This is a genomic window from Nocardiopsis deserti (assembly GCF_008638355.1).
Lineage (GTDB): Bacteria > Actinomycetota > Actinomycetes > Streptosporangiales > Streptosporangiaceae > Nocardiopsis > Nocardiopsis alborubida.
This window is the reverse complement of sequence record NZ_ML703350.1, coordinates 367,442-389,530: the sequence shown is the minus strand read 5'-3', so window position 1 is coordinate 389,530 and position 22,089 is coordinate 367,442. Positions and strand designations below refer to the sequence as shown.

The following is a 22,089-nucleotide window of genomic DNA, read 5'->3' as shown; positions in this document are numbered from 1 at the left end:
TGGGAAAACTCTTTCCTACCCTAGCGGAGCCCTCGACCAGCTCATGGACGCTCGGACGACGCACCGGCACCACCGGCCCCGGACCCGCCCCGAGAGGCGGCTGACCGGCTCTCCTCGGTGCGCAGCTGCGTGCGCCAGGTCCGGGAGGGGGACCAGCCCAGCGCGGTGCGGGCGGCCTCGGAGGAGAAGACCGCGCGGCCGTCGGCCAGGGCCGGAGCCGCCGGGGCGGTGCCGGGGTGGTGCAGGGGCAGCAGGGTGTCGACCGGGACCTCGGACAGCGGGTCGGGGGCCATGGCGTTGAACACCTGGCCGCCGCTGACCTTGGCCGGGTTCTCGACGACCAGCGCGAACAGCTCGGCGGCGTCGCGGGCGTCGACGTAGTTGAACAGGGAGGTGGCGGCCAGGGCGGGGTCGGCCAGCCGCTCGGCCATGGTGTGTCCCAGCTGGGTGGGCGCGCCCTCCCACTCCTCGGGGGCCACGACGTAGCCCGGGCGCACGCACGACAGGACGCAGGTGGCGGAGGTGCGCGCCAGGGCGCGCACGGTGTCCTCGATGATCGCCTTGCTCAGCCCGTAGGCGTGCCAGGGCGTGACCGGGTGGGCCTCGTCCAGCGGCAGGTATCGGGGCGCCCAGGAGGGGGTGTTGTACCCGTAGACGGTGGGGCTGGAGGCGGCCACCGCCGAGTGGGCGCCGTGGGCGACGGCGGCGGAGAGCACCGCCCAGGCCAGGCCGGTGTTGACCTGGAGGGTCTCCACGTCGGGGCGGGCGAAGGGCACGGCGATCCCGGCCAGGTGGACGACGGCCTCGGGGCGGGCCCGGGTGAAGGCCGTCTCCAGCGCGGCCGGGTCCAGCAGGTCGGCGGTGACCGCGTCGACGCCCTCGGGCAGGTCGGCCGCGGCGGTGTCCACGGAGGTCACCTGGTGTCCGCGTGCGGCCAGGGTGGCCACGACGCTGCGGCCGAGCCGCCCGGAGCCGCCGGTGACGAGAACGCGCATGGGTGTTGTCTTCCTTTCCTCGCCCCCGTGCTCGGGGGAGTTGTCCACAGGTCGTACGGGGCACTGGTGCCGCCCCGCACGGCGGACCTAACGTTGATATCAGGGGGTCCCCGAGCCCGCCTGCTTCGTGCTGCGCCCGTCGCGCCCGGGCCGCCCCCGCAGAGCCCGCCCCCGCGAGGCGTGCCTCATGGACCGTGCCTCACAGACATGTCTCATGGGCCGTGTCTCATCGGCCCTCATGGGCCGGGCCCACCGGTTCGGCTCGCGGACCCACCTCGGCTCCGCCCCCGGTCCTGACGCGGAACCCGGCCCGCATCACGGGTCACGGACTCAGGGACAGCCCCCGCGCGGCCTCGGCCAGGGCCGCCAGCTCTGCGGCTCCGTCGGTGCGCCCGTCGCGCACCGCCACACGCAGCCGCCGCTCCAGGCGCCCGCCCTCGGGCAGGGGCAGCCGGGCGTCCCACGCCAGCGCGGGCCCCACTCCCGGGTACTCCTTGGCCCGCAGGAACCACGGGTCGGTGTGCTCGCCGGGCTGGAGGAAGACCAGGGTCCACCCCGCGCTCGCGGCCTCATCCGCGACCCCACCGCCACCACCGGCCAGCGCCAGCCACTCCGCCCGCGAACCGTGCAGGGCCTCCTCACCCTCCAACCCGCCCGCGCCGACGACGGCGGGCGGGGCTGAGGCCACGGGCGCGCGCCAGAACAGCCCCCCGTACCCGGCGCCGGGACGGCCGTTGGTGGCGGGACTGCCGATGCTCAGGTCGCGTCCTGAGGTGTTGCGCAGCTGTGTGCGCACGTCCAGGACCCAGGTGTGCCCGTCCAGGCCCGCGGCCCGTACGGTGCGCTCCTCACTCAGCATCTCGGCCCCGTCCGGGCCGGTCCACGACAGCGCCTCGACGCGGCGGTCCGCGGCCAGCTCCAGCCAGGACACGTGCCGCTGGCGCCCGTGGTTGTCCAGCAGCACCGACCCCCGGTCGCGGGTGAAGGTGCGCCCGCCCCAGAAGCTCACCCCCGACACGTCGGGCACGGCCACGCCCACCCCGAAGTGGTGCAGGTGGTCGGCGGGCCGCTCCTCGGTGACCGGCACCCCGGCGCGGGTGCGCACCGGGTGCAGGTAGGGGCGCGGGGACAGGGTCGGCTCGATGTCGGTTCCGTCCCTGAGGACGGCCAGGACGCGACCGTCCAGGGTCAGAGTGTTCACGGCGTGGCCTTCGCGTCGGTCGGTCCCGTCCGGGCTGCGGGGGACCAGGCGGGGTCGAGTTCGGAGAACAGCGCCAGGTGCTCGGCGCTGCGGTGGATGAGGGAGTCGATGCCGGGGATGATCCGGCGCACACCCTCCTCGGTGCGGTACACGTGCTGCATGCCCACGGGCAGCGCCACCGGGTCGGGCGCGGTGCGCACCGCTTCGAGCACGTGCATGAACGCCCGGGTGGCCTGGGGCGGCACCAGCAGCGGCTCGCCCCCGCGCACGTGGTCGACCAGGTTGGACATCAGGTGGGTGCGCGGGTGCGTGGTGGTGGCCGGGTCCCGGCCCGGCCGGTGCACGGTGACCCGGTCCAGCGTGTACTCGAACTCGATGCGCCCCAGGTCGCCGTGTACCACCAGGCGCGGCGGCAGGTGCTCGGGCGCGCACAGGGTCACCGCCAGGGTGATGGGCAGCCCGTCCGCGGTGCGCACGCGCACGCACGAGGTGTCGTCGGCCTCGATGGGGTGGGCGTGGAACATCTCCAGCTCCACGTCCCGCGGCGTCTCGGCCGCGGTTCCGGCCACGGCCAGCGCGGTGGCCAGGGCGTGGGCGAAGGGGTTGGTCAACGCCCCGTCCACCACGTCGCGCCCCTGGAGGCGGCGCCGCCCCGCCCAGGGGGCGCGGTCGTAGTAGGCCGAGGTGCGCACCCACGTGCCCGAACCGCCGATGCCGCGCACGCGCCCCACCGCACCTTCGCGCACCAGCGTGCGCACGGCCTCCACGGCTGCCGATCCCAGGCTCTGGAAGCCCACCTGGCAGGCCAGCCCGGAGGCGTCCACGGCCCTGGTGAGCTCCTCGAACTCGGCCAGGGTCGCGGTGGTGGGCTTCTCCAGCAGCAGGTGGGAGCCGTGTTCCAGCGCGGTGCGGGCCAGGGGCAGGTGGGTGTGGATGGGTGTGGCCAGGACGGTGATCCGCGCACCGGTGCTCTCGATCGCCTCGCCCAGGTCGGCGTGGCAGGGCAGCGCGCCGTGCCCCTCCAGGTCGTCGCCCTCGGCGACGGGGCTCTGGTCGCACACGCCCACGAGCCGGACCAGGCCGCTCTCCGCCAGCTCCCGCAGGGAGCGCAGGTGGGTGCGGCCGTGGCCGTGGACCCCGGCCAGCAGCACGGGCACGGGCTCGGCCATCAGCTGCCCCCGAGCAGGTCGGCGACGCGGACCGGTGCCCCCGAGGCGATGGAGGCGTTGGCCGCCAGCCCGGTGAGCAGGGCGTTGCCGCCGTCGGAGTGGTCGGGGCGGATGCCGTCGTCCTCGCCGCCGAAGAGCGAGTCGAGCATGAGCTGGTCGCCGCCGCCGTGGGTGCCCTCGCCCACCGCCACGGGGATCTCCTCGGGCGGCTGCCAGTGGCGGCGCAGCCACAGCCGGGCGCTGGTGTGCTCCTTGGGGGCGGGCATGCCGCGCACGGGCGTGGCCTCGTCCTGGTCGGGCGAGGTGTACTCGAACTCGGTCATGTCCAGCTCCAGGCGTCCCCGGCTGCCCGTGATCGCGATGCGGTAGCCCTCCCAGGGGGCGTAGGCGACCAGGTGGTAGGTCAGGCGCGCCCCGGTGTCGTAGCCGACCAGCACGGACATGTCGTCCTCGATGGTGATGCCGGGCCCGAAGACGTTGAGGTCGCGCCGGTAGCCGTCCTCGTGCTCGGCGTCCAGGTACAGGGCCCTGAGGTCGGGGCTGTCGTCCATGTGCAGGGCGAAGGGGTCGCTCTGGGCGGCGTCCTCGCCGTGGCCGCGCTCGTAGTCGGCGGCCAGGCCGTGGCGGCGGCCGTTGTCGTCGCCGTAGAAGAACAGCCTCCCCGACGCGAACACGTCGGTGGGGCGGGCGCCGATCCACCAGTTGACCAGGTCGAAGTGGTGGCTGGCCTTGTGCACGAGCAGGCCGCCGGACTGGGTCTTGTCGCGGTGCCAGCGGCGGAAGTAGTCGGCGCCGTGGCGCAGGTCCAGCAGCCACTCGAAGTGCACCGACCCGACCTCGCCGACGACCCCGGAGGCGATGAGGTCGCGCAGCTGGCGGTGGACGGGGTTGTAGCGGTAGTTGAAGCCGACGGTCACCCGCCCCCCGGTGCGCGCCTGGGCCTCGTTGATGCGCCGCAGCCCCTCCAGGTCGGCGGTCATGGGCTTCTCGGTGATGGCGTCGAGTCCGGCGTCCAGGGCCGCGACGACGTAGTCGGCGTGGGTGCGGTCGACGGTGCAGACGATGACCTCGTCGACCCTCTCCTCCTTGAGCATGCGGACGAAGTCGTCGGGGGAGTAGGTCGGCACGGCGTCGAGACCCGCGTCGGTGACGATGCGGTTGTGCACGGCCATGCGGGTGCTGTTGGTGTCGCAGAGGGCGACCAGACGTCCCCGGTCCCGGTGGGTTCCGGTCAGGGCCCAGGTGTACATCCGGGCGCGGGATCCGGTGCCGACGATCGCGTACCTGCGTGGGGTGGTGTGGTTCACACAGGGCATGGTAAACGCTTTCCCAGTCGGTCGACAAGGGTGTCGACCAAGACGTGTCCGAGCATCCGCACTCCCGTGACGCGCGACCGAGTGTGTGCATCCGAGTGCGGAGAGTGGGATTTTCTGTGCGAACGATCGCGAAAGCGGTGAGAACGGAGCGATCCCCGCGCCTCCCGGGCCGCCAGAAGCGTAACGATATGGGGCTTGGATCACAGTTTTCGGGAAACCTGCCGTTGACACCCATGTAACCCGGTGCTAGAAACTGAACATCTTAGTACGTGGATAGCGCTTACCAGAACATGTTTAGGCAGTTCAACACGTGTTCTCGCCCACAGCCTACGCGTCTTCCGAACGAGATTGGCAGTTTCCATGATTCCAGGACCGCACGCGCCCGCCAGCGCTCCGGCGGTGGCCCCACAGGAGGGTGGATCCCCGTGAGTGCCCTCCTGCAACGGCGGCCCGCCAAGGCCCCCGAGGACCCGGCCGGTGCCAAGCCGCGCCGCCGGGTCGGCAAGAGCCCGGCCCCGGGCAAGCGGCGGAACGAGAACCTCGCCGCCTACGGCTTCCTGGCCCCGTGGTTCATCGGCCTGGCGTTCATCACCGCGGGTCCCCTCCTGGCCTCCCTGTACTTCTCCTTCACCGACTACAACCTCATCGGTGACTACGGGTGGGTCGGCCTGGAGAACTACCAGCGGATGATCGACGACGAGCGCCTGCACAGTGCGCTCAGGGTCACGTTCGTCTACGTGTTCGTGTCGGTGCCGCTCCAGCTCGCCCTCGCCCTGGCCCTGGCGATGGTCCTGGACCGGGGCGTGCGGGGGCTGCCCCTGTACCGGTCGGTGTACTACCTGCCCTCCCTGCTCGGCGGCAGCGTGGCCATCGCCATCCTCTGGCGCCAGGTCTTCGGTGCGGAGGGCCTGATCAACCAGGTGCTCGCCTTCTTCGGCATCCAGGGCGAGGGCTGGGTCTCCCACCCCGACTACGCGCTGGGCACCCTGATCGTGCTCAACGTGTGGACCTTCGGCGCCCCCATGGTGATCTTCCTGGCGGGTCTGCGCCAGATCCCCGCCATGTACTACGAGGCAGCCGCGGTGGACGGAGCGGGCCCGATGCGCCGCTTCTGGAACATCACCGTCCCGATGCTCACCCCGATCATCTTCTTCAACATGGTGCTGCAGTTCATCAACGCCTTCCAGACCTTCACCCAGGCGTTCGTGGTCAGCGGCGGCACCGGCGGCCCCTCGGACTCCACGCTCTTCTACACGCTCTACCTCTACCTACGCGGCTTCGGCTCCTTCGACATGGGCTACGCCTCGGCGATGGCCTGGCTGCTGCTGATCATCATCGGCGGGTTCACCGCGGTGAACTTCATCGCCTCCAAGTACTGGGTCTTCTATGGCGACTAAGACAATGGCTCCCGTGTCCTCCAAGGAGCGCACGCGGGCCGAACGCACACGACGGCTGATCACGCACATCGGGCTCATCGCCTTCGGGCTGGTCATGCTCTACCCGCTGCTGTGGATGCTCTCCAGCTCATTCAAGCCCACCGAGGAGATCTTCCGCGCCCCGGGCCTGATCCCCGAGACCTTCACCCCGGGCAACTACACCGAGGGCTGGAACGCGCTCCAGTTCCCGTTCCACCACTACCTGCTCAACTCGGCGGTCGTGGTGGCCGGGGCGATCGTGGGCAACCTCATCGGCTGTTCGATGGCGGCCTACGCCTTCGCCCGGCTGGAGTTCCGCGGCAAGCGGCTGTTCTTCGCCGTCATGATGGCCACGATCATGCTGCCGATCCACGTCGTGATCGTGCCGCAGTACATCCTCTTCGCCGAGCTGGACTGGATCAACACCTTCCTGCCGCTGATCGTGCCCAAGCTCCTGGCCACGGACGGGTTCTTCATCTTCCTCATGGTGCAGTTCATCCGCGGACTGCCCCGTGACCTGGACGAGGCGGCGCGCATCGACGGCTGCGGCCACGTGCGCATCTTCTTCCAGATCATCATGCCGCTGTCCCTGCCGGCCCTGGCCACCAGCGCGATCTTCACCTTCATCTGGACCTGGAACGACTTCTTCAGCCAGCTGATCTTCCTCACCGACCCGTCGATGTACACCGTTCCCGTCGCCCTGCGCACCTTCGTCGACTCGACCTCGCAGACCTCCTGGGGTCCGCTGTTCGCCATGTCGATCGTCGCCCTGGGACCGGTCTTCGGTTTCTTCCTCGCGGGTCAGCGATACCTCGTCAAGGGCATCGCCACCACCGGAATCAAGTAGTCGAAGGGAACCGAACTCATGCACGCACACCCTGGCAGCGGGCGCCCCCAGGCCCGTCGCCGCAGCCCTTTCCTCTCCGTGGCCGCGGGAGTGGGCGCCATCGTGATGGCGGCCACCGCCTGTGGCGGCTCCGAGGCCGACGACGGCACCGTGGAACTGCGCTTCTCCTGGTGGGGCGCGGACGACCGCCACTCCACCACCCAGCAGGTCATCGACCTGTTCGAGGCCGAGAACCCGGGCATCACCATCGTCCCCGAGTACACCGACTGGGCCGGGTACTGGGACCGCCTGGCCACCAGCACCGCCGCCAACGACGCCCCCGACATCATCACGCAGGAGGAGCGCTACCTGCGTGAGTACGGCGACCGCGGCGCCCTGCTCGACCTCAACGAGACCGACTTGGACATGTCCGGGATCGACCCGCTGGTGGCCGAGAGCGGCAACCTGGACGGGCAGACCTTCGGCGTGGCCACCGGCGTGAACGCCTACGCCATCCTGGCCGACCCCCAGGCCTTCGAGGACGCGGGCGTGGAGATGCCCGACGACGAGACGTGGACCTGGGACGACTACATCGAGATCTCGGCCCAGATCAGCGAGGCCACCGACGGCGAGACCGTGGGCACGCAGAGCATGTCCTACAACGAGACGGGCTTCCAGATCTTCGCCCGCCAGCGCGGGGAGAACCTCTACGCCGAGGACGGGTCCCTCGGCTTCTCCCAGGAGACGCTGGAGGAGTGGTTCTCCGTCACCGAGCAGCTGGTGGAGAACGGCGGCCAGCCCGGCGCCGCCGAGAGCGTGGAGATCGAGGCGGGCGGCCCCGACCAGTCGGTGCTCTCCACCAACCAGGGCGCGATGGCCCACTTCTGGACCAACCAGCTGGGCGGTATCTCGGCCTCCTCCGGCCGTGACATCGAACTGCTGCGCTACCCGGGCGAGAGCACCGAGGACCGCACCGGCATGTTCTTCAAGCCGGCCATGTTCTACTCCATCTCCGCGGGCACCGAGCACCCGGAGGAGGCGGCGCTGTTCGTGGACTTCCTGCTCAACAGTGAGGAGGCCGCCGAGCTGATCCTGGCCGACCGCGGTCTGCCCGCCAACGTGGACGTGCGCTCGCACATCATCGACTCCCTGCCCGAGGCCGATGCCCGCAGTGCGGTGTTCCTGTCCGAGATCGAGGACACGATCGTGGACGGCAACCCGCCGCCACCGATCGGCGCGGGCCAGGTCGTGGACATCACCAAGCGCGTCACCGAGGACCTGACCTTCGGCGACCTGACCCCGGCCGAGGCCGCGGAGCAGTTCATCTCCGAGGTCGAGGCGGCCACCGGCGACGCCTGATCCGGAAGGCGCGGATCCAGCACCAGTACGCGGGCGGGCCCGGCGGGAGGAGACTCTCCCGCCGGGCCCGCCCGCGTGTGCGGCCCCCGCACGGGCGGTGGTGGGGACCGGCAGTCGTCCGGAGGAGGGACGGCTGTGCCCGTGTGCGGTCCCCCGTTCCTCAGGGGGAGGCGGCCACCGGCGGCTGCTCGGGGTCGGACTCCGGCCGCGCGGGTGCCGGGGGCACGGCGGTCTGGGCGACGAAGGCGCCCGCGACGATGACGGCGGCGCCGACGGCCTGCACGGGGGTGAGCGCCTCTCCCAGAAGCACCCACGCCAGCACGATCGCGGTGACCACTTCCAGGTAGGCGACCGCCCCGGCGACCTGCGGGGACAGGCGCCGGATCGCCGAGATGCCGAGGAAGTAGGCGAGCGCGGTGCACACCAGGCCCAGCCACAGGGCCGCCGCCCAGCCGGGGAAGGAGAACCCGCCGAGCGCGACCGGGTCGGTGAGCATGTGCCAGGGCAGCGTCCAGGGCCGGGCCAGGACGCCCAGCAGCACCGCGGCGACCAGCGAGCCGAAGGCGACCACGGCCAGCGGGTGGGTGTCCTCGTCCATGCTGTCCGAGAGCAGGAAGAAGGCGGCCTGCGCCGCGGCGGCGCCCAGTGCCAGCCCCACGCCGACCGCGTCCAGGCGCACACCCGCCCACACCTCCAGCAGCAGGCCGAGCCCGGCCACGGCCAGGACCACGCCGACCACGGCGGCGGGGGAGACGCGGGTGCGGCGCACCACGCGCAGCCACAGCAGGACCAGGACCGGGCCGAGGAACTCGATGAGCAGGGCGATGCCCACGGGGATGCGCGCGATGGAGGCGAAGTACAGGGCCTGGACCCCGGCCATCGGGAAGACGCCGTAGGCCAGGACCAGCAGCGGGCGGCGGCGGGCGGTGCGCCAGTGGGCCAGGGCCACGGGCAACAGCAGCAGCGCCGCCCCGGCCACGCGCAGCCAGGTGACGTGGAGGGAGTCCATCCCCGCGTCCAGCAGGGGGCGGGCGAAGACGCCCGATCCGCCGAAGGCGAGTGCCGAGGCGAGCGCGAAGGCCAGCCCCGAGCGGCGGTGGCGCGCGGGTGGGACGGACACGGCGGTGCTCCCGGGGGACGGCGGGGACATGGGATCGCTGACGAGCATACGGCCGGGGTCTGACGGAGGCCACGGAGGCTTCGGGCGGCGCGCTGTCCGGCGCCGCACGCTGTGCGGGGGGAGGCGTCCGCGGCCGGTCGCGGACGCCGGAGGCGCTTCGGCGCGTTCCCCTTCGGCTGTGGGCCGGTGCCGGGGGCGAGCAGGCGCCCGTTTCCCTCCCGGACGGGGAGCCGGGCGGGGGCGGCTCCGCTCCGGTGAACGGGGTGGCTGGCCTCAGCCCCCTGCGGGAGTGAGGTCGATCTGGGCCCAGGCGACGTCGTGCCAGGCGTCGAACTTGCGGCCGACCCGGCGCATGACGCCCACGTCCTCGAAACCCAGGGAGCGGTGCAGGCCCAGGCTGGCGTCGTTGGGCAGGGTCATGCACGCGACGGCGGTGCGCATGCCGCGTTCGGCCAGGCGGGGCAGCAGTTCCCGGTACAGGGCGCGGCCCGCGCCGGTGCGCCTGCGGCCCATGGCCAGGTAGACGCTGACCTCGCACGACCACCGGTAGGCGTCGCGGGCGCGGAAGGGGCCGCCGTAGGCGTAGCCGACGACCCCGTCCGCGTCCTCCAGCACGATCCAGGCGTGCCGCCGCTGGGCAGCGGCGATCCGCTCGGCCATCTGCTCGGCGGTGGGCGGCTCGTACTCGAAGGTGATCGCGGTGCCGGTGACGTAGGGGGAGTAGATCGCCGCGCACGCCGGGGCGTCCGCGGGTGTCGCGTCGCGGACGGTGAGGGTCGGCATCGAAGTCATGTCGACCATGGTATTCATCTGAGATCCCTATAGTGAACGTCATGAGCGACACACTGGGACCGGCCCTGGCTTCGACCCTGCGCGGGCTGCGCCGGGCCCGCGGGCTGAGCGGAGGGGCGCTGGCCGAGCTCTCCGGTGTCTCCCGGGGCATGATCAGCCGGATCGAGAACGGCGAGGCCCAGCCCACCGCCTCCCTGCTGGGACGGCTCGCCGCCGCGCTCGGCATCACCCTGTCGGAGCTGGTCGCCCGCGCCGAGCAGGGCGACCGCCGCCTGGTCCGCGCGCACGAGCAGCCCGTGTGGACCGATCCCGGGACGGGTTACCGGCGGCGCGCGGTCTCGCCCACGGCCGGTGGCCCGATCGAACTGGTGGAGGTGGAGCTGCCGCCGGGGGCGCGGGTGGGCTTCCCGGCACAGGCCTACGCCCTCACCCACCACCAGATCTGGGTGCTGGAGGGCACGCTCGCCTTCCGCGAGGGCGGTGTGGAGCACGTGCTGGAGCGGGGCGACTGCCTGCACCTGGGCCCGCCCGAGCCGTGCGAGTTCCACAACCCGACCGGAGAGGGCTGCCGCTACCTGGTGGTCGTCTCCCGGCGCGGCGCCTGAGGCCGCTGACCGGTGGACGGGCCCGGTGGTCGTCACCGGTCCCCGACGCAGCGGCGGGACGGCCCGTGCGGTCAGCTCGCGTCGAAGCCGCGCAGCATGGCACCGAGCGCGAAGTCGAAGCGGGACCCTGGTCCGGAGGACCGTCGGGCCCGTGCGGCCTCGGTGAGGAGAAAAGCCTCCCGCGAGCCCGGGTGGGCCACTGCGCGTGTCTGGTCGGTCGGTGCCTGGTCCTCCGGTCCGCTGGCGGCCAGTACGGCGGCGTGGCCGACGACGAGGTCGGCCACGGCGTACAGCATGTCCAGGGCCCGTTCCGGTGTGAAACCCGCGCTCCGCAGAGTCATGAGCGCGCTCTCCATGGTGCGTAGGTTCTGTGTGGTGATCGCGGGCCGGGTGATCACGAGGGGCAGGACGTTCGGGTGCGCCAGCAGGGTGCGCAGGAGGACGTGGGCGTACCCGCTCAGGCCCTCCCGCCATGAGGCGGCCTTGGCCATCGGCGGAGCGGCCTGCGTGAAAACCTGCTCGACCAGCCCGTCCAACAGGTCGTCCTTGCTGACGACGTGCTGGTAGAGGGACATGGCCTCGACTCCGAGTTCCTGACCGATGCGGCGCATCGACAACGCCTTGAGCCCTTCGCGGTCGGTCAGCGCCAGGGCAGCTTGGAGGACGGCCTGGCGGGTGAGCCCGGCGCTCTGGCCACGGGTGCGGTTCGGGGACATGGCGGCCTTTCAGGCGTCACCGGTTCTTACGGCGTAAGTATAGTGAGGGCACAGGAAACTTATGCCGTAAGAAACAAATCGCCGAGTCCGAGGAGGGCAGAGCTCATGACCCAAGCCGCGATGCGGTCGGCCGCACGCCGGATCCGGCCCGCACAAGGACACGTCAGGTCATGACAAGCGATCCCGTCGTCGCTACTCGCGCTGGTCTCGTGCATGGACGCACCGTCAACGGCGTCCACGTCTTCAAGGGGGTGCCGTACGCCAAACCGCCCACCGGCCCCCGCAGGTTCCGTCCGCCGGGGCCGGTCGTCCCGTGGGAGGGTGTACGCGACGCCGGAGCCTTCGGCCCCACCGCGCCCCAGCCGGACTTCCCCCTGCCCGTGGAGCTGGCGGGGTTCTATCCGACCGTGGCCGGGGACGACTGCCTCAACCTCAACGTCTGGTCCGCCGACCTGGGCCGTGCCCGGCAACCGGTGATGGTGTGGGTCCACGGTGGCGGCTTCGACGGCGGAAGCAGCGTCCTCTACGACGGCGGTCGCTTCGCCCGCGACGGCGTCGTCCTCGTGAGCCTCAACCACCGGCTCGGCGCCGAGGGCTTCCTCGCGCCGGGAGACGGGGTCGCCAACCTCGCCCTTCTCGACCAGATCGCCGCACTGCACTGGGTACGGCACAACATCGCCGCCTTCGGCGGCGATCCGGACAACGTCACCGTGTTCGGACAGTCCTCCGGTGCCATGTGCGCGGGCACCCTGCTGGCCATGCCTGCAGCCCGGGGGCTGTTCCGGCGAGCGGTCCTGCAGAGCGGTGCCGGGAACCTGGTCCAGACGCCCGAGACCGCGCGACACATCGGTGAGCTGCTGGCCTCACACCTGGGTGTCGCGTTCACGCGCGAGGCGATCGCCGCGGTCTCCCGCCGACGACTGCTCGACGCTCAGACTGCGGTGATGGACGATCTGGCGCCGGATCCCGATCCTCGGCGCTGGAACGGTGAGCCGGGCTCCAGGGTGACCGCCTGGCAGCCGGTCATCGACGAGGGCACCCTGCCCGCCCGACCGCTCGACCTCGTCCGGACCGGTGCGGGCGCCGACGTCGACATCCTGATCGGCACCAACGCGGAGGAGGGCAGGCTTTCGCTGGTTCCCTTCGGGGCGTTGGCCGCCGTGACCGAGGCGGATCTGGTCACCACCGCGAGACTGTACGGGCTTCCGGCCGAGCGGGTCCGCGCGGCCTACGGTGCGGCCGATCCCGGTCTCGGGCCGGGTGACCTGCTGGCGCTGTTACAGCGCGACTGGTGGTACCGCGTTCCCGCCTACCGGCTGGCCGAGGCCAGGGCCGCGACCGGCACCGCGGTCCACATGTACGAGTTCGCCTGGCGTTCTCCCCGGTTCGGCGGCAGCCTCGGCGCCTGCCACTTCCTGGAGGTCCCCTTCGTCTTCGACCTCCTCGACGACCCCCGCTTCTGGCCGCTGACCGGCACCAGTCCGCCGCAGCGCCTCGCCGACGCCGTGCACGCCGCCTGGGTCGCCTTCGCCACCCGGGGAGACCCGGGGTGGCCCCGCTACGACTTGCCCCGGCGGCCGGTAATGCGCTTCGACGACGCTCCTGCGCTCACCGACGATCCCAGGCCGGAGGAACGCGCCCTCTGGGACGGCGTCCACTGAACTGAAGGGACTCCCCGCCCCGGTCGCCGAAGCTGCCTCCGCACACCGGGACGTAGGTCATCCCGGTGCCCGGGGGCCGAGGTCTGGGGTCAGTCGACGAGCGCACGGACGAACACCGCGCGCTGATCGGCCAGCCAGGACTGGCGAAGGTCCCAGCGCTCCCACCCGCCCGTCCGCTCCAGGTCGCGGGCGAACAGGCCGTCACCGTTCTCGACCCGCTCGGCCACGAAGACGCGGGCGACGGCCGTGTAGTCCTCGACCGTCTCGGGCAGGGCGCGGCGGTCGTCGACGGAGAGGCCGTAGGCGTCGGCGAGGACGCGCAGCCGGTGCGGGGCGACGCTCCCCTCGTGCGGGGTCCCGGCGGCCGACACCGGGTCGAGCGCGGGCGCCAGGTAGTAGGCCAGCGCCGCCACGTCCCAGACCGGGCGGCCCGGCGCGGCCAGGTCGAAGTCGATCAGGGCCGAGGCCCTGCCCCGGCGGAAGACGATGTTCTCCAGGCAGGGGTCGTTGTGGCACAGGATCGGGCCGCCCTCGGGGTCGGCCATCCCGGTGGAGCCGGTGTTCCAGGAGGCCGAGGCGTCCACGGGCACGCGTGCGGCGGCGTCGTGGTAGCGGCGCAGCAGTTCGGCGGCCGAGCGCAGGGTGTGCTCGGTGAACGCCCAGTCGGGGAACGGCGGAAGGGCGACGTCCCCCTCCACGAAGGTGAGCTCCTCCCGGCCGTCGTCGCGCAGCCGGAGCGGCACCGGAGCGCCCCTGAACCCGCTCTCGGCCAGGGCGCCCAGGTGGGCGTGGATGGCGGGCGCGGCGGGTGTCGCGGTGCGCACGACGTGGCCGCCGTACCGGAACACCGTGGTCATCATGCCACCGGCCAACCGCTTCCCCCTGTTGTCGGTGCCGCTGTCGGTGTCGGTCGGGTGGGTCATCGCTCTCCTCGGGGTTGGGAGGACCTGCGGTGGCGGGTCTACCTCGAAACTACTGCCAGCGCCCGCCCGGGGGGAGACCGCGCCGCGTCGAAGGTCGTCCCGGAGGAGGAAAAACCCGGTCACAGCAGGGGAACCGGGACCGGACACGACCCCCGGGCCAGCGACTCGGCTCCGGCCACCCCGACCAGGGAGGCCGCCACCGCCGCGCGTACCGGCACCAGCGGCCCGGCGCCGTGCTCGACGGTGTCGCGAAAGCCCCGCAGCAGGCGCACCGTGCCCTCCGCTCCGCGCTCCACGGGCGTTCCATCCAGGATCAGCGGGGGCGGGACGCGCTCCTCCTCGCGGACGCCGCCGTCAGGGCGGGTCCACCCCTCGTGGCGTACGCGCACCGACCAGGCGCGCTCTCCCCGTGCCCGTACCGACTCGGCCAGCCCGTGGGTGCCGCGCACCGACACCCAGCTCCAGTGGCTGTCGGGTTCGCCCTGGAGGAAGCCGTTGCGGGTGACGGCCAGGGCGCCCGTGGACAGGCGCACCACCATGGTGCTGGCCTGGCGCGGCGCGGCCTCGTCCACGGTGAACGCGCTGACCTCCACCGGGTGCGCCCCGGTGATCGCCAGGATCGGCGACAGGGAGTGGGTGCAGTAGGCGGTGGGGGCGATGCGTCCGCGCCAGTGGGCGGGGTCACCGGTCAGCCCGCTGACGCCCTCGGGGGACATGCCGTGCAGGTAGTCGGCCTCGATGAGGCTGATCCGGCCCAGTTCGCCCGCCCTGACGGCCTCGCGGACGAGCAGCACGTGCGGGTGCAGTGTGTAGTTCTCGGCCAGGGAGTAGGTCGCCGACGAGCGGTCGGCCGCCGCGACCAGCGCCCTCGCCTCGGCCTCGTCGGCGCACGCGGCGGTCTCGGAGAGCACGTGGACGCCGCGGTCCAGGAAGGCCCGGGCCAGGGGCGCGTGGGCGTCGAAGTCGTTGGCCAGGACCACCCCGTCCAGATCCTGGTCGAGCAGGTCCTGCCAGCGTCCGGTGAGGGTCGCAGCGGGCAGCCGCTCGCGGGCCGCGGTGCGCGGGGCGGGATCGCGGTCGCATGCCGCCACCACGTCCATGCCCAGCCTGGCGGCCCACTCCGCCAGGTGCAGACCCATCCCCAGTCCCACCACTCCCACGCGCATGGGGGCATCATCGGTCCCCGCGCGGCCGCGGGGCAAAGGGATTACGCCGCACACGCGGTCCGGGGCGGGTCCCGCGCGCCGTGCCGCCCGCCCCGCCGCCCGGTGGCGGCGGGGCGGGCGGCCCCGCGGTGCGGGGCCGGAGCCCTGGTCAGTCGGCCAGGGCGTCGACGGTGGGGACGACCGTGCCGAACAGGTCGGCGATGGTGGTCAGGGCGGCGGCCTGGAGGGTGGCGGCGGGCAGGACGGTGCCGTCCGGAGCGGTGAGGGCTCGGGTGGCGGTGGTCTCGGCGACGACGCTGGGGCGGTAGCCGAGGTTGAAGGCGCCCTGGGCCGTGTAGTTGACGCACATGTGCGTCATGAAGCCGGCCAGCACGAGGTCCTTGCCGCTGCCCGGGGCGGCGCCCAGGGCGGTCAGGGTCTCCTCCAGTTCGGTGAGGTGGAAGGAATCGGGGAACCGCTTGACCACGACCGGCTCGCCGTCGGCCGGGGCGACCTCGTCGCTGATGGCGCCGATGCGGGCGTTGATGTCGTAGGGGGTGCCCTCGCCCCCGTCGTTGACGACGTGGACGACGGGAGTGCCCGCGGCGCGGGCGCGCTCCAGCAGCCGGGCGCTGGCCGCGAGGGCTTCCTCGGCGCCTTCCAGCGCCATGACGCCGGTGCGGTAGGTGTTCTGGATGTCGATCATGACCAGGACGGCGTCGCCCAGTCCGGGCGGCTGGTCGTCCAGGCCGATGACGCCGCGCAGGGTCGTGGAGGGCTGGTTCGTGCTCATGGGATGCCTTTCTGGAGAAGCGGGGCATGGCGAAGCTCTCCGTCCTGCCGGTGCAGGAGGGGAGTACTGGTGGGCGCGGGGATCAGGCGGTCTGAGTGCGGAAGCGGCGGCGGTAGGCGGCGGGGGTGGTGGCGAGCTGTCGTCTGAACGCCCGGTGCAGGGTCTCCGTCGAGCCGAACCCGGCCCTGGCCGCGACCCGGTCGAGCGGGTCGTCGGTGGTCTCCAGCAGGTGCCGGGCGGCCTCGACCCGGGAGCCCTCGACGTAGGCGGCGGGACTGGTGCCGGTCTCCTGGGTGAAGACGCGGGCGAAGTGCCGCTCGCTCAGGTGCATCCGGGCCGCCAGCACCTCCGCGGACAGGTCCTCGTCGAGGTGGTCGGAGATCCACAGCCGCAGCTCGTCGATGTCGCGGCGGGCGGAGGCGGGCCGGCTGAGCGGCACGGAGAACTGGCTCTGCCCGCTCTGCCGCTTGAGGTACATCACCAGCTGCCGGGCCACCCCCAGCGCGACGTCCTCGCCCAGGTCCTCGGCCACCAGGGCGAGGGCGAGGTCCAGGCAGGCGCTGATCCCGGCGCCCGTCCACAACTGTCCGCGGTCGGCGCGGACGAAGATCGGGTCCGGGTCGACCGTGACGGCCGGATGGTCGGCGGCGAGCTGGGCGGCGGTCGACCAGTGCGTGGTCGCGGTCCTGCCGTCCAGCAGTCCGGCCGCCGCCAGTACGTGCGCGCCCACGCACACCGACGCCACCCGCCGGGCGCAGGGGGCGGTCTCCCGCACCCACGCCACGACGTCGGCGTCGATCCGGGCCACGGGGCCGTCGTCGCCCATGTCGACCGCGCCGGGTACCAGCAGCGTGTCCACCTGTCCGCCGACGTCGTCGAAGGACACGTCGGTGAGCAGCCGCACGCCCGCCGACGTCCGCACCTCGCCGCGTGTCGGCCCGGCGAGGCGGATCCGGTAGTCGGCACGGCCCGGGGCCTCCCGGTTGGCCAGCGCGAAGACCTCGGCCGGGCCGGTCACGTCGAGGAGGTCGACGTCGGGGAAGACCCCGATGACGACACGGTGCGGAAGGGACATGGGTCCATCCTCACCGCCGCCGACCATGACCGCAATGACGACCGGCTGTCACATCCGGACACCGGTGTGGTCCTGCGGCCGGGCCCGGAAGCGGTTCCTGCGGCCCGGCGCCGGGGCCCGCGAGGTGGGGCCCGCCCCCGGGCGGCGTCACGTACGCGCAACGCGACGGAAACACGCGCCGCGCGGCGGCCGGGGACCCCTCCCGGTGACGACTCCGTGCGAGCACGCGCTGACCTGTGGCGACACCGGTCCCCCCGAGGGGGCGGCCGACCGTGGCCACGGAGGATTTATGTTTACATCGAGGTAATACACTCCTCACACAGCCACGATCCGCAGGCGTGAGGACCTCAGGGCCTCGGATCACCACCATGTGTTGCGCCAGCGTGCGCTTGTTCGAGGTTCCCGACACAACGGCGTGTGGGGTGCCCGTTCCACCTGTGCTGAAAGGAACGTTCACCCATGTCCTTCGCCGACGAGGCAGGCCGTGACCACCACCCCGGAGTCCGCGCCGCCTATGAGCACGTCGTGCGCCGCAACCCCGACGAGCCGGAGTTCCAGCAGGCGGTGCTGGAGGTCCTGGACGACCTCTCCCCGGCCCTGACCCGGCACCCCGAGTACGACGAGCAGCGCATCCTGAAGCGCCTGTGCGAGCCCGAGCGCCAGGTCATCTTCCGGGTGCCCTGGCGTGACGACCAGGGCCAGGTACACGTCAACCGGGGCTTCCGGGTGGAGTTCAACAGCGCACTGGGCCCCTACAAGGGCGGCCTGCGCTTCCACCCCAGCGTCAACCTGGGCGTGATCAAGTTCCTGGGCTTCGAGCAGATCTTCAAGAACGCCCTGACCGGCATGAACATCGGCGGCGGCAAGGGCGGCAGCGACTTCGACCCCAAGGGCCGCTCCGACGCGGAGATCGAGCGGTTCTGCCAGTCGTTCATGACCGAGCTGCACCGACACCTGGGTGAGCACACCGACGTCCCGGCCGGGGACATCGGCGTGGGCGGCCGCGAGATCGGCTACCTGTTCGGCCAGTACCGTCGCCTGGCCAACCGCTGGGAGGCCGGGGTGATCACCGGCAAGGGCCTGGAGTGGGGCGGCTCGCGGGTGCGCACCGAGGCCACCGGGTACGGCAGCGTGCTCTTCACCGAGCGGATGCTGGAGCGGTCGGGCCGCGGCCTGCACGGCCAGCGCGTGACGGTCTCCGGATCGGGCAACGTGGCGATCTACTCGGCGGAGAAGGCCCAGCAGCTGGGCGCGAACGTGGTGGCCTGCTCCGACTCCGGCGGCTACGTGGTGGACGACAAGGGGCTGGACCTGGACCTGCTCAAGCAGGTCAAGGAGGTCGAGCGCGCCCGGATCAGCGTCTACGCCGAGCGTCGGGGCGGCGGCGCCCGCTACGTCGAGGGCGGCAGCGTCTGGGACGTGCCGTGCGACGTGGCGCTGCCCTCGGCCACCCAGAACGAGCTGGACGCCGACGCGGCGCTCACCCTGGTGCGCAACGGCGTCGTGGCGGTGGCGGAGGGCGCGAACATGCCCACCACGCCCGAGGCGGTCAAGGTGCTGCGCGAGGCCGGTGTGCTGTTCGCGCCGGGCAAGGCGGCCAACGCCGGCGGTGTGGCCACCAGTGTGCTGGAGATGCGCCAGAACGCGCGGCGCACGTCGTGGTCCTTCGAGCACGCCGAGTCCGAGCTGGCCGAGACGATGGCGGGTATCCACGACCGCTGCGAGGAGGCGGCCGAGCGCTACGGGGCCCCTGGCGACTACGTGCTGGGCGCCAACGTGGCCGGGTTCGAGCGGGTGGCGGGCGCGATGCTGGCCCAGGGCCTGATCTAGCGGGCTGACCGGGACTGTCGCCGGTGTGAGGCATGGGGTTCTGACCTGCGATGATCTTGTACTTATAGCCGATGTCGGCGGTCGGGGCTCGCTATGAGTACAAGATCACGGCGGGTGGGGCGGGCCCCGGTGAACCCTTCCGGCCTCCGATGCCTACGAGCGGCGGCCGACCCCGGTGGTCGGCCGCCGCGGTGTCTCAGACCCTCACCACAGGTGGTGGACCTGGGGTCGGACGAGCTCGTCGTAGACCTCGCTCACCCGGGCGCGGACCTCGGGGGCGAGCGGGGCCAGCTCGGCCGCGGAGGCGTTGCCGCGCGCCTGGTCGGCGTTGCGGGCGCCGGGGATGACCACGCTGACGCCCTCCTGGTCCAGGATCCAGCGCAGCGCGAACTGGGCCATGGTCACGCCCTCGGGCACCAGCGGGCGCAGGCGCTCCACCGCCTCCAGCCCGGTCGCGTAGTCGATGCCGGAGAAGGTCTCGCCCCTGTCGAAGGCCTGGCCCTCGCGGTTGAAGTTGCGGTGGTCGTCCTCGCCGAAGGCGGTGTCGGCGCGGAACCTGCCCGACAGCAGGCCGCTGGCCAGGGGCACGCGCGCGATGATGCCGACCCCGGCCTCGCGGGCGGCGGGCAGCACCTTCTCCAGCGGCTTGTGACGGAAGGCGTTGAGGATGATCTGCACCGTGGCGACGTTGGGCCGGGCGATCGCGGTCAGGGCCTCGTCCACGGTCTCCACCGACACGCCGTAGGCGCGCATGCGGCCCTCGGCGACCATGGCGTCCAGGTCGTCGAAGACGGCGTCGGTGGCGATGACCCGCGCGGGCGGGCAGTGCAGCTGGACGAGGTCGATCGTGTCCACGCCCAGGTTCTGGCGGGAGCGGTCGTTCCAGGCGCGGAAGTTGTCGGGGTTGTAGTTGTCGGGGGTCTGGTCGGCGCGGCGGCCCATCTTGGTGGCCACGGTGATGCCGGGGCGCTCCTTGAGCAGCTGGCCGACGAGCCGCTCGCTGCGGCCGTCGCCGTAGACGTCGGCGGTGTCGAAGAAGGTGACACCGGCGTCGGCGGCCGCGTGCAGGGCGGCCAGGGCGTCGGTCTCGCTGACCTCGCCCCAGGAGGCTCCGATCTGCCAGGCGCCGAAACCGATGACGCCCACGTTGTTGCCTGTACGGCCGAGTACGCGTGTTTCCATGGGTGCGATCCTAGGCCCTTGGGAGCTTTCCCATCTGCACGGACTCCCGTGATCGCGTTCCGCCCCCACGGCGGCGGGTTGACCCTGACGCTGGGTCAACCCCGCACCATGGCGGCATGACCACCAAGAGCGGTACGACCAGGGCAGCCGGACCCCACGAGCCGTACGGCGGACGGGGCGACGGCGAAGAGCGGTACGGACGGGGTGAGACGACGGTGCGGCGCTTCACGGTCCACCACGACGGTGTCACGATCCCGGTGACCCGCGGCGGCCGGGGACGACCGCTGGTCCTGTGTCCCGGGCTGCACACGACACAGGCCGACCTGCACGAGCTGACCGGACTGCTGCGGCATGACCACGACGTGGTGACCTTCGACCTCAGGGGCCACGGCCTCGCGTCCGCCGCCGACCGGTACTCCTTCGCGGCGTTCCTCGGCGACCTCGGCGCCGTGCTGGCGGAGCTGGAGCGCCTCGGCCGGCCCGAGGCGCCCGTGCTCGTGGGCTACTCGCTGGGCGCGGACCTGGCCGTGCACCACGCCTCCGAGCACCCCGACAGCGTCGCCGGGCTCGTGCTCGTCGACGGGGCGAACCCGGTGCCCGAACCGTTCGTCACCGAGGCCGACCTGCCGGTCTTCCGCGCGATGTGGGAGGAACAGGCGGCACGGCACAAGGCCGAGCGGGGCACCGCGCGTCAGGTGCTGCTCACCGCCCAGGATGTCCTCGACCTGAACATGGAGATCGACGCGGTCCGGTCCACGATCCTCGACCGCTACGGCAGGATCGACCTGCCCGTCAGCATGGTCATGTCGACCGCGATGGCCGGTGACAGCGGTGAGGGGCCCGCGCCGCGATTCAACCGGAACTGGCGTGCCGGTACCGAGCGGCTCGTCCGCGAACAGCCGCGCGTCGCCGTGCACCGGCTCGACGCCGACCACCGGCTCGCCTTCACCCACGCCCCGGAGATCGCCCGGATCATCCGGGACGCGCAGGGCCCGGCCGGCCGGGTGGACCCCTCGAACACGCTCTGAACAGGAGGATCAGTGCGATGCTGACCATCGGCGAACTGGCGTCGTACGCCGGGGTGACGGTGCGCGCGGTGCGGCACTACCACGCCAAGGGGTTGCTTCCCGAGCCCGAGCGCGACCACTCCGGTTACCGCAGGTACGGCGCCGACGCCGTGGTCGAGCTGATCAGGATCCGGACCCTCGCCGAGGCCGGAGTCCCGCTGGCGCGCGTGCGGGAGCTGCTACGGGCCGACGAGGAGGAGTTCGCCGCGGCGGTCGCGGACATCGACGCGCGGCTGCACGCGGAGATCCGGCAACGGCAGCGGCACCGCGAGCAGGTCGCCCGGCTCGCTTCGGGGGACGGTCTGGCTCTGCCACCGGAGGTGGTCGGACACCTCGCCCGGCTGCGGGCGCTCGGGGTCGACGAGCGGATCGTGCGGGCCGAGCGCGAGGGCTGGATCCTGCTGGCCGCGCACTCACCCGAGCGGGTTCCGGAGTGGATGGCACGCAAACGGGAGCAGATCGCCGACCGGCGGTTCATCGACTTCTACCTCGTCCTGGGCCGGGCTCTCGGCCGGACCGGCGACGACCCGCGGTTGGCCGAGCTGGCCGACGAACTGGCCGACTACATCACGCGGATGGCCGACGAACGGGGTGAGGACTACGTGGACGACACCGACATCGAACCACCGCTCGCCGAGCTGATGGACAGACTGGCGTTCGACACCGTGCCTCCGGCCCGCCGACTGGTCGCACTGCTGAGCAGGCGGGGCTGGTCCGGCTGGACCAGGCTCGAACGCGTGGACCCCGGGCCGAACGAGGCGCCCCGGAGGGGATGACACGGGAGGACGCGGCAGGAGGGCACCGCGGTCGCGGCGCCCGGGGACCACCGGCACGGGAACCGTCGGTGACGGCGGCGGCCCGGTGTCCTGCGCCTGTAACAGCGGTCATGCCCGGCGTTC

Annotated in this window: 20 protein-coding genes; 8 read left to right on the top strand and 12 right to left on the bottom strand. The window is 72.3% G+C overall.

Annotation, left to right across the window (positions count from 1 at the left end; all coding sequences use genetic code 11):
* Positions 1–41 precede the first annotated feature (41 nt).
* The 4 genes from FYW99_RS09120 to FYW99_RS09105 all read right to left on the bottom strand — a co-directional run bounded on the left by FYW99_RS09120 (position 42) and on the right by FYW99_RS09105 (position 4,672).
* Entirely contained in the window at positions 42–995 is a 954-nt protein-coding gene (locus FYW99_RS09120; RefSeq protein WP_150251577.1) for an NAD-dependent epimerase/dehydratase family protein, read from the bottom strand.
* Between the two features lie 322 nt (positions 996–1,317).
* Positions 1,318–2,196, bottom strand: a complete 879-nt coding sequence (locus tag FYW99_RS09115; protein ID WP_150251576.1) for a DUF6807 domain-containing protein — start codon at positions 2,194–2,196, stop codon at positions 1,318–1,320.
* On the bottom strand, positions 2,193–3,365 hold the full coding sequence (locus FYW99_RS09110; RefSeq protein WP_150251575.1) for a Gfo/Idh/MocA family protein: 1,173 nt from the start codon (positions 3,363–3,365) through the stop codon (positions 2,193–2,195). Before FYW99_RS09110 ends, FYW99_RS09115 begins: the two co-directional genes overlap by 4 nt.
* A complete protein-coding gene (locus tag FYW99_RS09105; protein WP_150251574.1) occupies positions 3,365–4,672 on the bottom strand; it encodes a Gfo/Idh/MocA family oxidoreductase in 1,308 nt (435 codons plus the stop codon). Before FYW99_RS09105 ends, FYW99_RS09110 begins: the two co-directional genes overlap by 1 nt.
* A gap of 434 nt (positions 4,673–5,106) precedes the next feature.
* Between FYW99_RS09105 and FYW99_RS09100 the strand changes: the two genes are divergently transcribed.
* From FYW99_RS09100 to FYW99_RS09090, 3 genes are read left to right on the top strand one after another with little or no spacing between them, the layout of a single operon-like run.
* Positions 5,107–6,078, top strand: a complete 972-nt coding sequence (locus tag FYW99_RS09100) for a carbohydrate ABC transporter permease (RefSeq protein ID WP_150251573.1) — start codon at positions 5,107–5,109, stop codon at positions 6,076–6,078.
* Positions 6,068–6,943 carry a carbohydrate ABC transporter permease gene (locus tag FYW99_RS09095; RefSeq protein ID WP_150251572.1) on the top strand — a complete coding sequence of 292 codons (876 nt, stop codon included), beginning with the start codon at positions 6,068–6,070 and terminating at the stop codon, positions 6,941–6,943. Before FYW99_RS09100 ends, FYW99_RS09095 begins: the two co-directional genes overlap by 11 nt.
* Positions 6,944–6,961: 18 nt before the next feature.
* On the top strand, positions 6,962–8,281 hold the full coding sequence (locus FYW99_RS09090; RefSeq protein WP_150251571.1) for an ABC transporter substrate-binding protein: 1,320 nt from the start codon (positions 6,962–6,964) through the stop codon (positions 8,279–8,281).
* A gap of 160 nt (positions 8,282–8,441) precedes the next feature.
* On the opposite strand, the gene FYW99_RS09085 is transcribed toward FYW99_RS09090, so the two are convergent.
* Together FYW99_RS09085 and FYW99_RS09080 are read right to left on the bottom strand one after the other, a co-directional pair.
* Complete coding sequence (locus FYW99_RS09085) at positions 8,442–9,401, bottom strand: EamA family transporter (RefSeq protein ID WP_150251570.1); 960 nt, start codon at positions 9,399–9,401, stop codon at positions 8,442–8,444.
* A 273-nt stretch (positions 9,402–9,674) separates the two neighbouring features.
* Positions 9,675–10,202, bottom strand: coding sequence for a GNAT family N-acetyltransferase (locus FYW99_RS09080; protein WP_150251569.1), 528 nt, complete (start codon positions 10,200–10,202; stop codon positions 9,675–9,677).
* Positions 10,203–10,234: 32 nt separating this feature from the next.
* Here FYW99_RS09080 and FYW99_RS09075 point away from each other — a divergent pair, with 32 nt between their 5' ends.
* On the top strand, positions 10,235–10,798 hold the full coding sequence (locus FYW99_RS09075) for a helix-turn-helix domain-containing protein (protein WP_150251568.1): 564 nt from the start codon (positions 10,235–10,237) through the stop codon (positions 10,796–10,798).
* A gap of 71 nt (positions 10,799–10,869) precedes the next feature.
* Here FYW99_RS09075 and FYW99_RS09070 read toward each other — a convergent pair whose 3' ends face one another.
* Entirely contained in the window at positions 10,870–11,514 is a 645-nt protein-coding gene (locus FYW99_RS09070; RefSeq protein ID WP_150251567.1) for a TetR/AcrR family transcriptional regulator C-terminal domain-containing protein, read from the bottom strand.
* A gap of 170 nt (positions 11,515–11,684) precedes the next feature.
* Here FYW99_RS09070 and FYW99_RS09065 point away from each other — a divergent pair, with 170 nt between their 5' ends.
* Positions 11,685–13,175, top strand: coding sequence for a carboxylesterase/lipase family protein (locus FYW99_RS09065; protein ID WP_150251566.1), 1,491 nt, complete (start codon positions 11,685–11,687; stop codon positions 13,173–13,175).
* An 89-nt stretch (positions 13,176–13,264) separates the two neighbouring features.
* On the opposite strand, the gene FYW99_RS09060 is transcribed toward FYW99_RS09065, so the two are convergent.
* The 4 genes from FYW99_RS09060 to FYW99_RS09045 all read right to left on the bottom strand — a co-directional run bounded on the left by FYW99_RS09060 (position 13,265) and on the right by FYW99_RS09045 (position 17,111).
* The gene (locus FYW99_RS09060) at positions 13,265–14,098 is read right to left on the bottom strand and encodes a phosphotransferase (RefSeq protein WP_150251565.1); all 834 of its coding nucleotides are present in this window, start codon (positions 14,096–14,098) and stop codon (positions 13,265–13,267) included.
* Positions 14,099–14,217: 119 nt separating this feature from the next.
* Positions 14,218–15,264: a Gfo/Idh/MocA family protein gene (locus FYW99_RS09055; RefSeq protein WP_150251564.1), complete on the bottom strand. Its 1,047-nt coding sequence runs from the start codon at positions 15,262–15,264 to the stop codon at positions 14,218–14,220.
* Positions 15,265–15,412: 148 nt separating this feature from the next.
* Positions 15,413–16,036, bottom strand: coding sequence for a cysteine hydrolase family protein (locus FYW99_RS09050; protein ID WP_150251563.1), 624 nt, complete (start codon positions 16,034–16,036; stop codon positions 15,413–15,415).
* Between the two features lie 82 nt (positions 16,037–16,118).
* Complete coding sequence (locus tag FYW99_RS09045; protein WP_150251562.1) at positions 16,119–17,111, bottom strand: GlxA family transcriptional regulator; 993 nt, start codon at positions 17,109–17,111, stop codon at positions 16,119–16,121.
* A 459-nt stretch (positions 17,112–17,570) separates the two neighbouring features.
* Here FYW99_RS09045 and gdhA point away from each other — a divergent pair, with 459 nt between their 5' ends.
* Positions 17,571–18,941 carry an NADP-specific glutamate dehydrogenase gene (gene gdhA / locus FYW99_RS09040; protein WP_150251561.1) on the top strand — a complete coding sequence of 457 codons (1,371 nt, stop codon included), beginning with the start codon at positions 17,571–17,573 and terminating at the stop codon, positions 18,939–18,941.
* Between the two features lie 204 nt (positions 18,942–19,145).
* On the opposite strand, the gene FYW99_RS09035 is transcribed toward gdhA, so the two are convergent.
* Positions 19,146–20,123 carry an aldo/keto reductase gene (locus tag FYW99_RS09035; protein WP_150251560.1) on the bottom strand — a complete coding sequence of 326 codons (978 nt, stop codon included), beginning with the start codon at positions 20,121–20,123 and terminating at the stop codon, positions 19,146–19,148.
* Between the two features lie 116 nt (positions 20,124–20,239).
* Between FYW99_RS09035 and FYW99_RS09030 the strand changes: the two genes are divergently transcribed.
* Positions 20,240–21,151: an alpha/beta fold hydrolase gene (locus FYW99_RS09030; RefSeq protein WP_150251559.1), complete on the top strand. Its 912-nt coding sequence runs from the start codon at positions 20,240–20,242 to the stop codon at positions 21,149–21,151.
* Positions 21,152–21,168: 17 nt separating this feature from the next.
* On the top strand, positions 21,169–21,966 hold the full coding sequence (locus FYW99_RS09025; protein ID WP_150251558.1) for a MerR family transcriptional regulator: 798 nt from the start codon (positions 21,169–21,171) through the stop codon (positions 21,964–21,966).
* Positions 21,967–22,089: the final 123 nt, after the last annotated feature.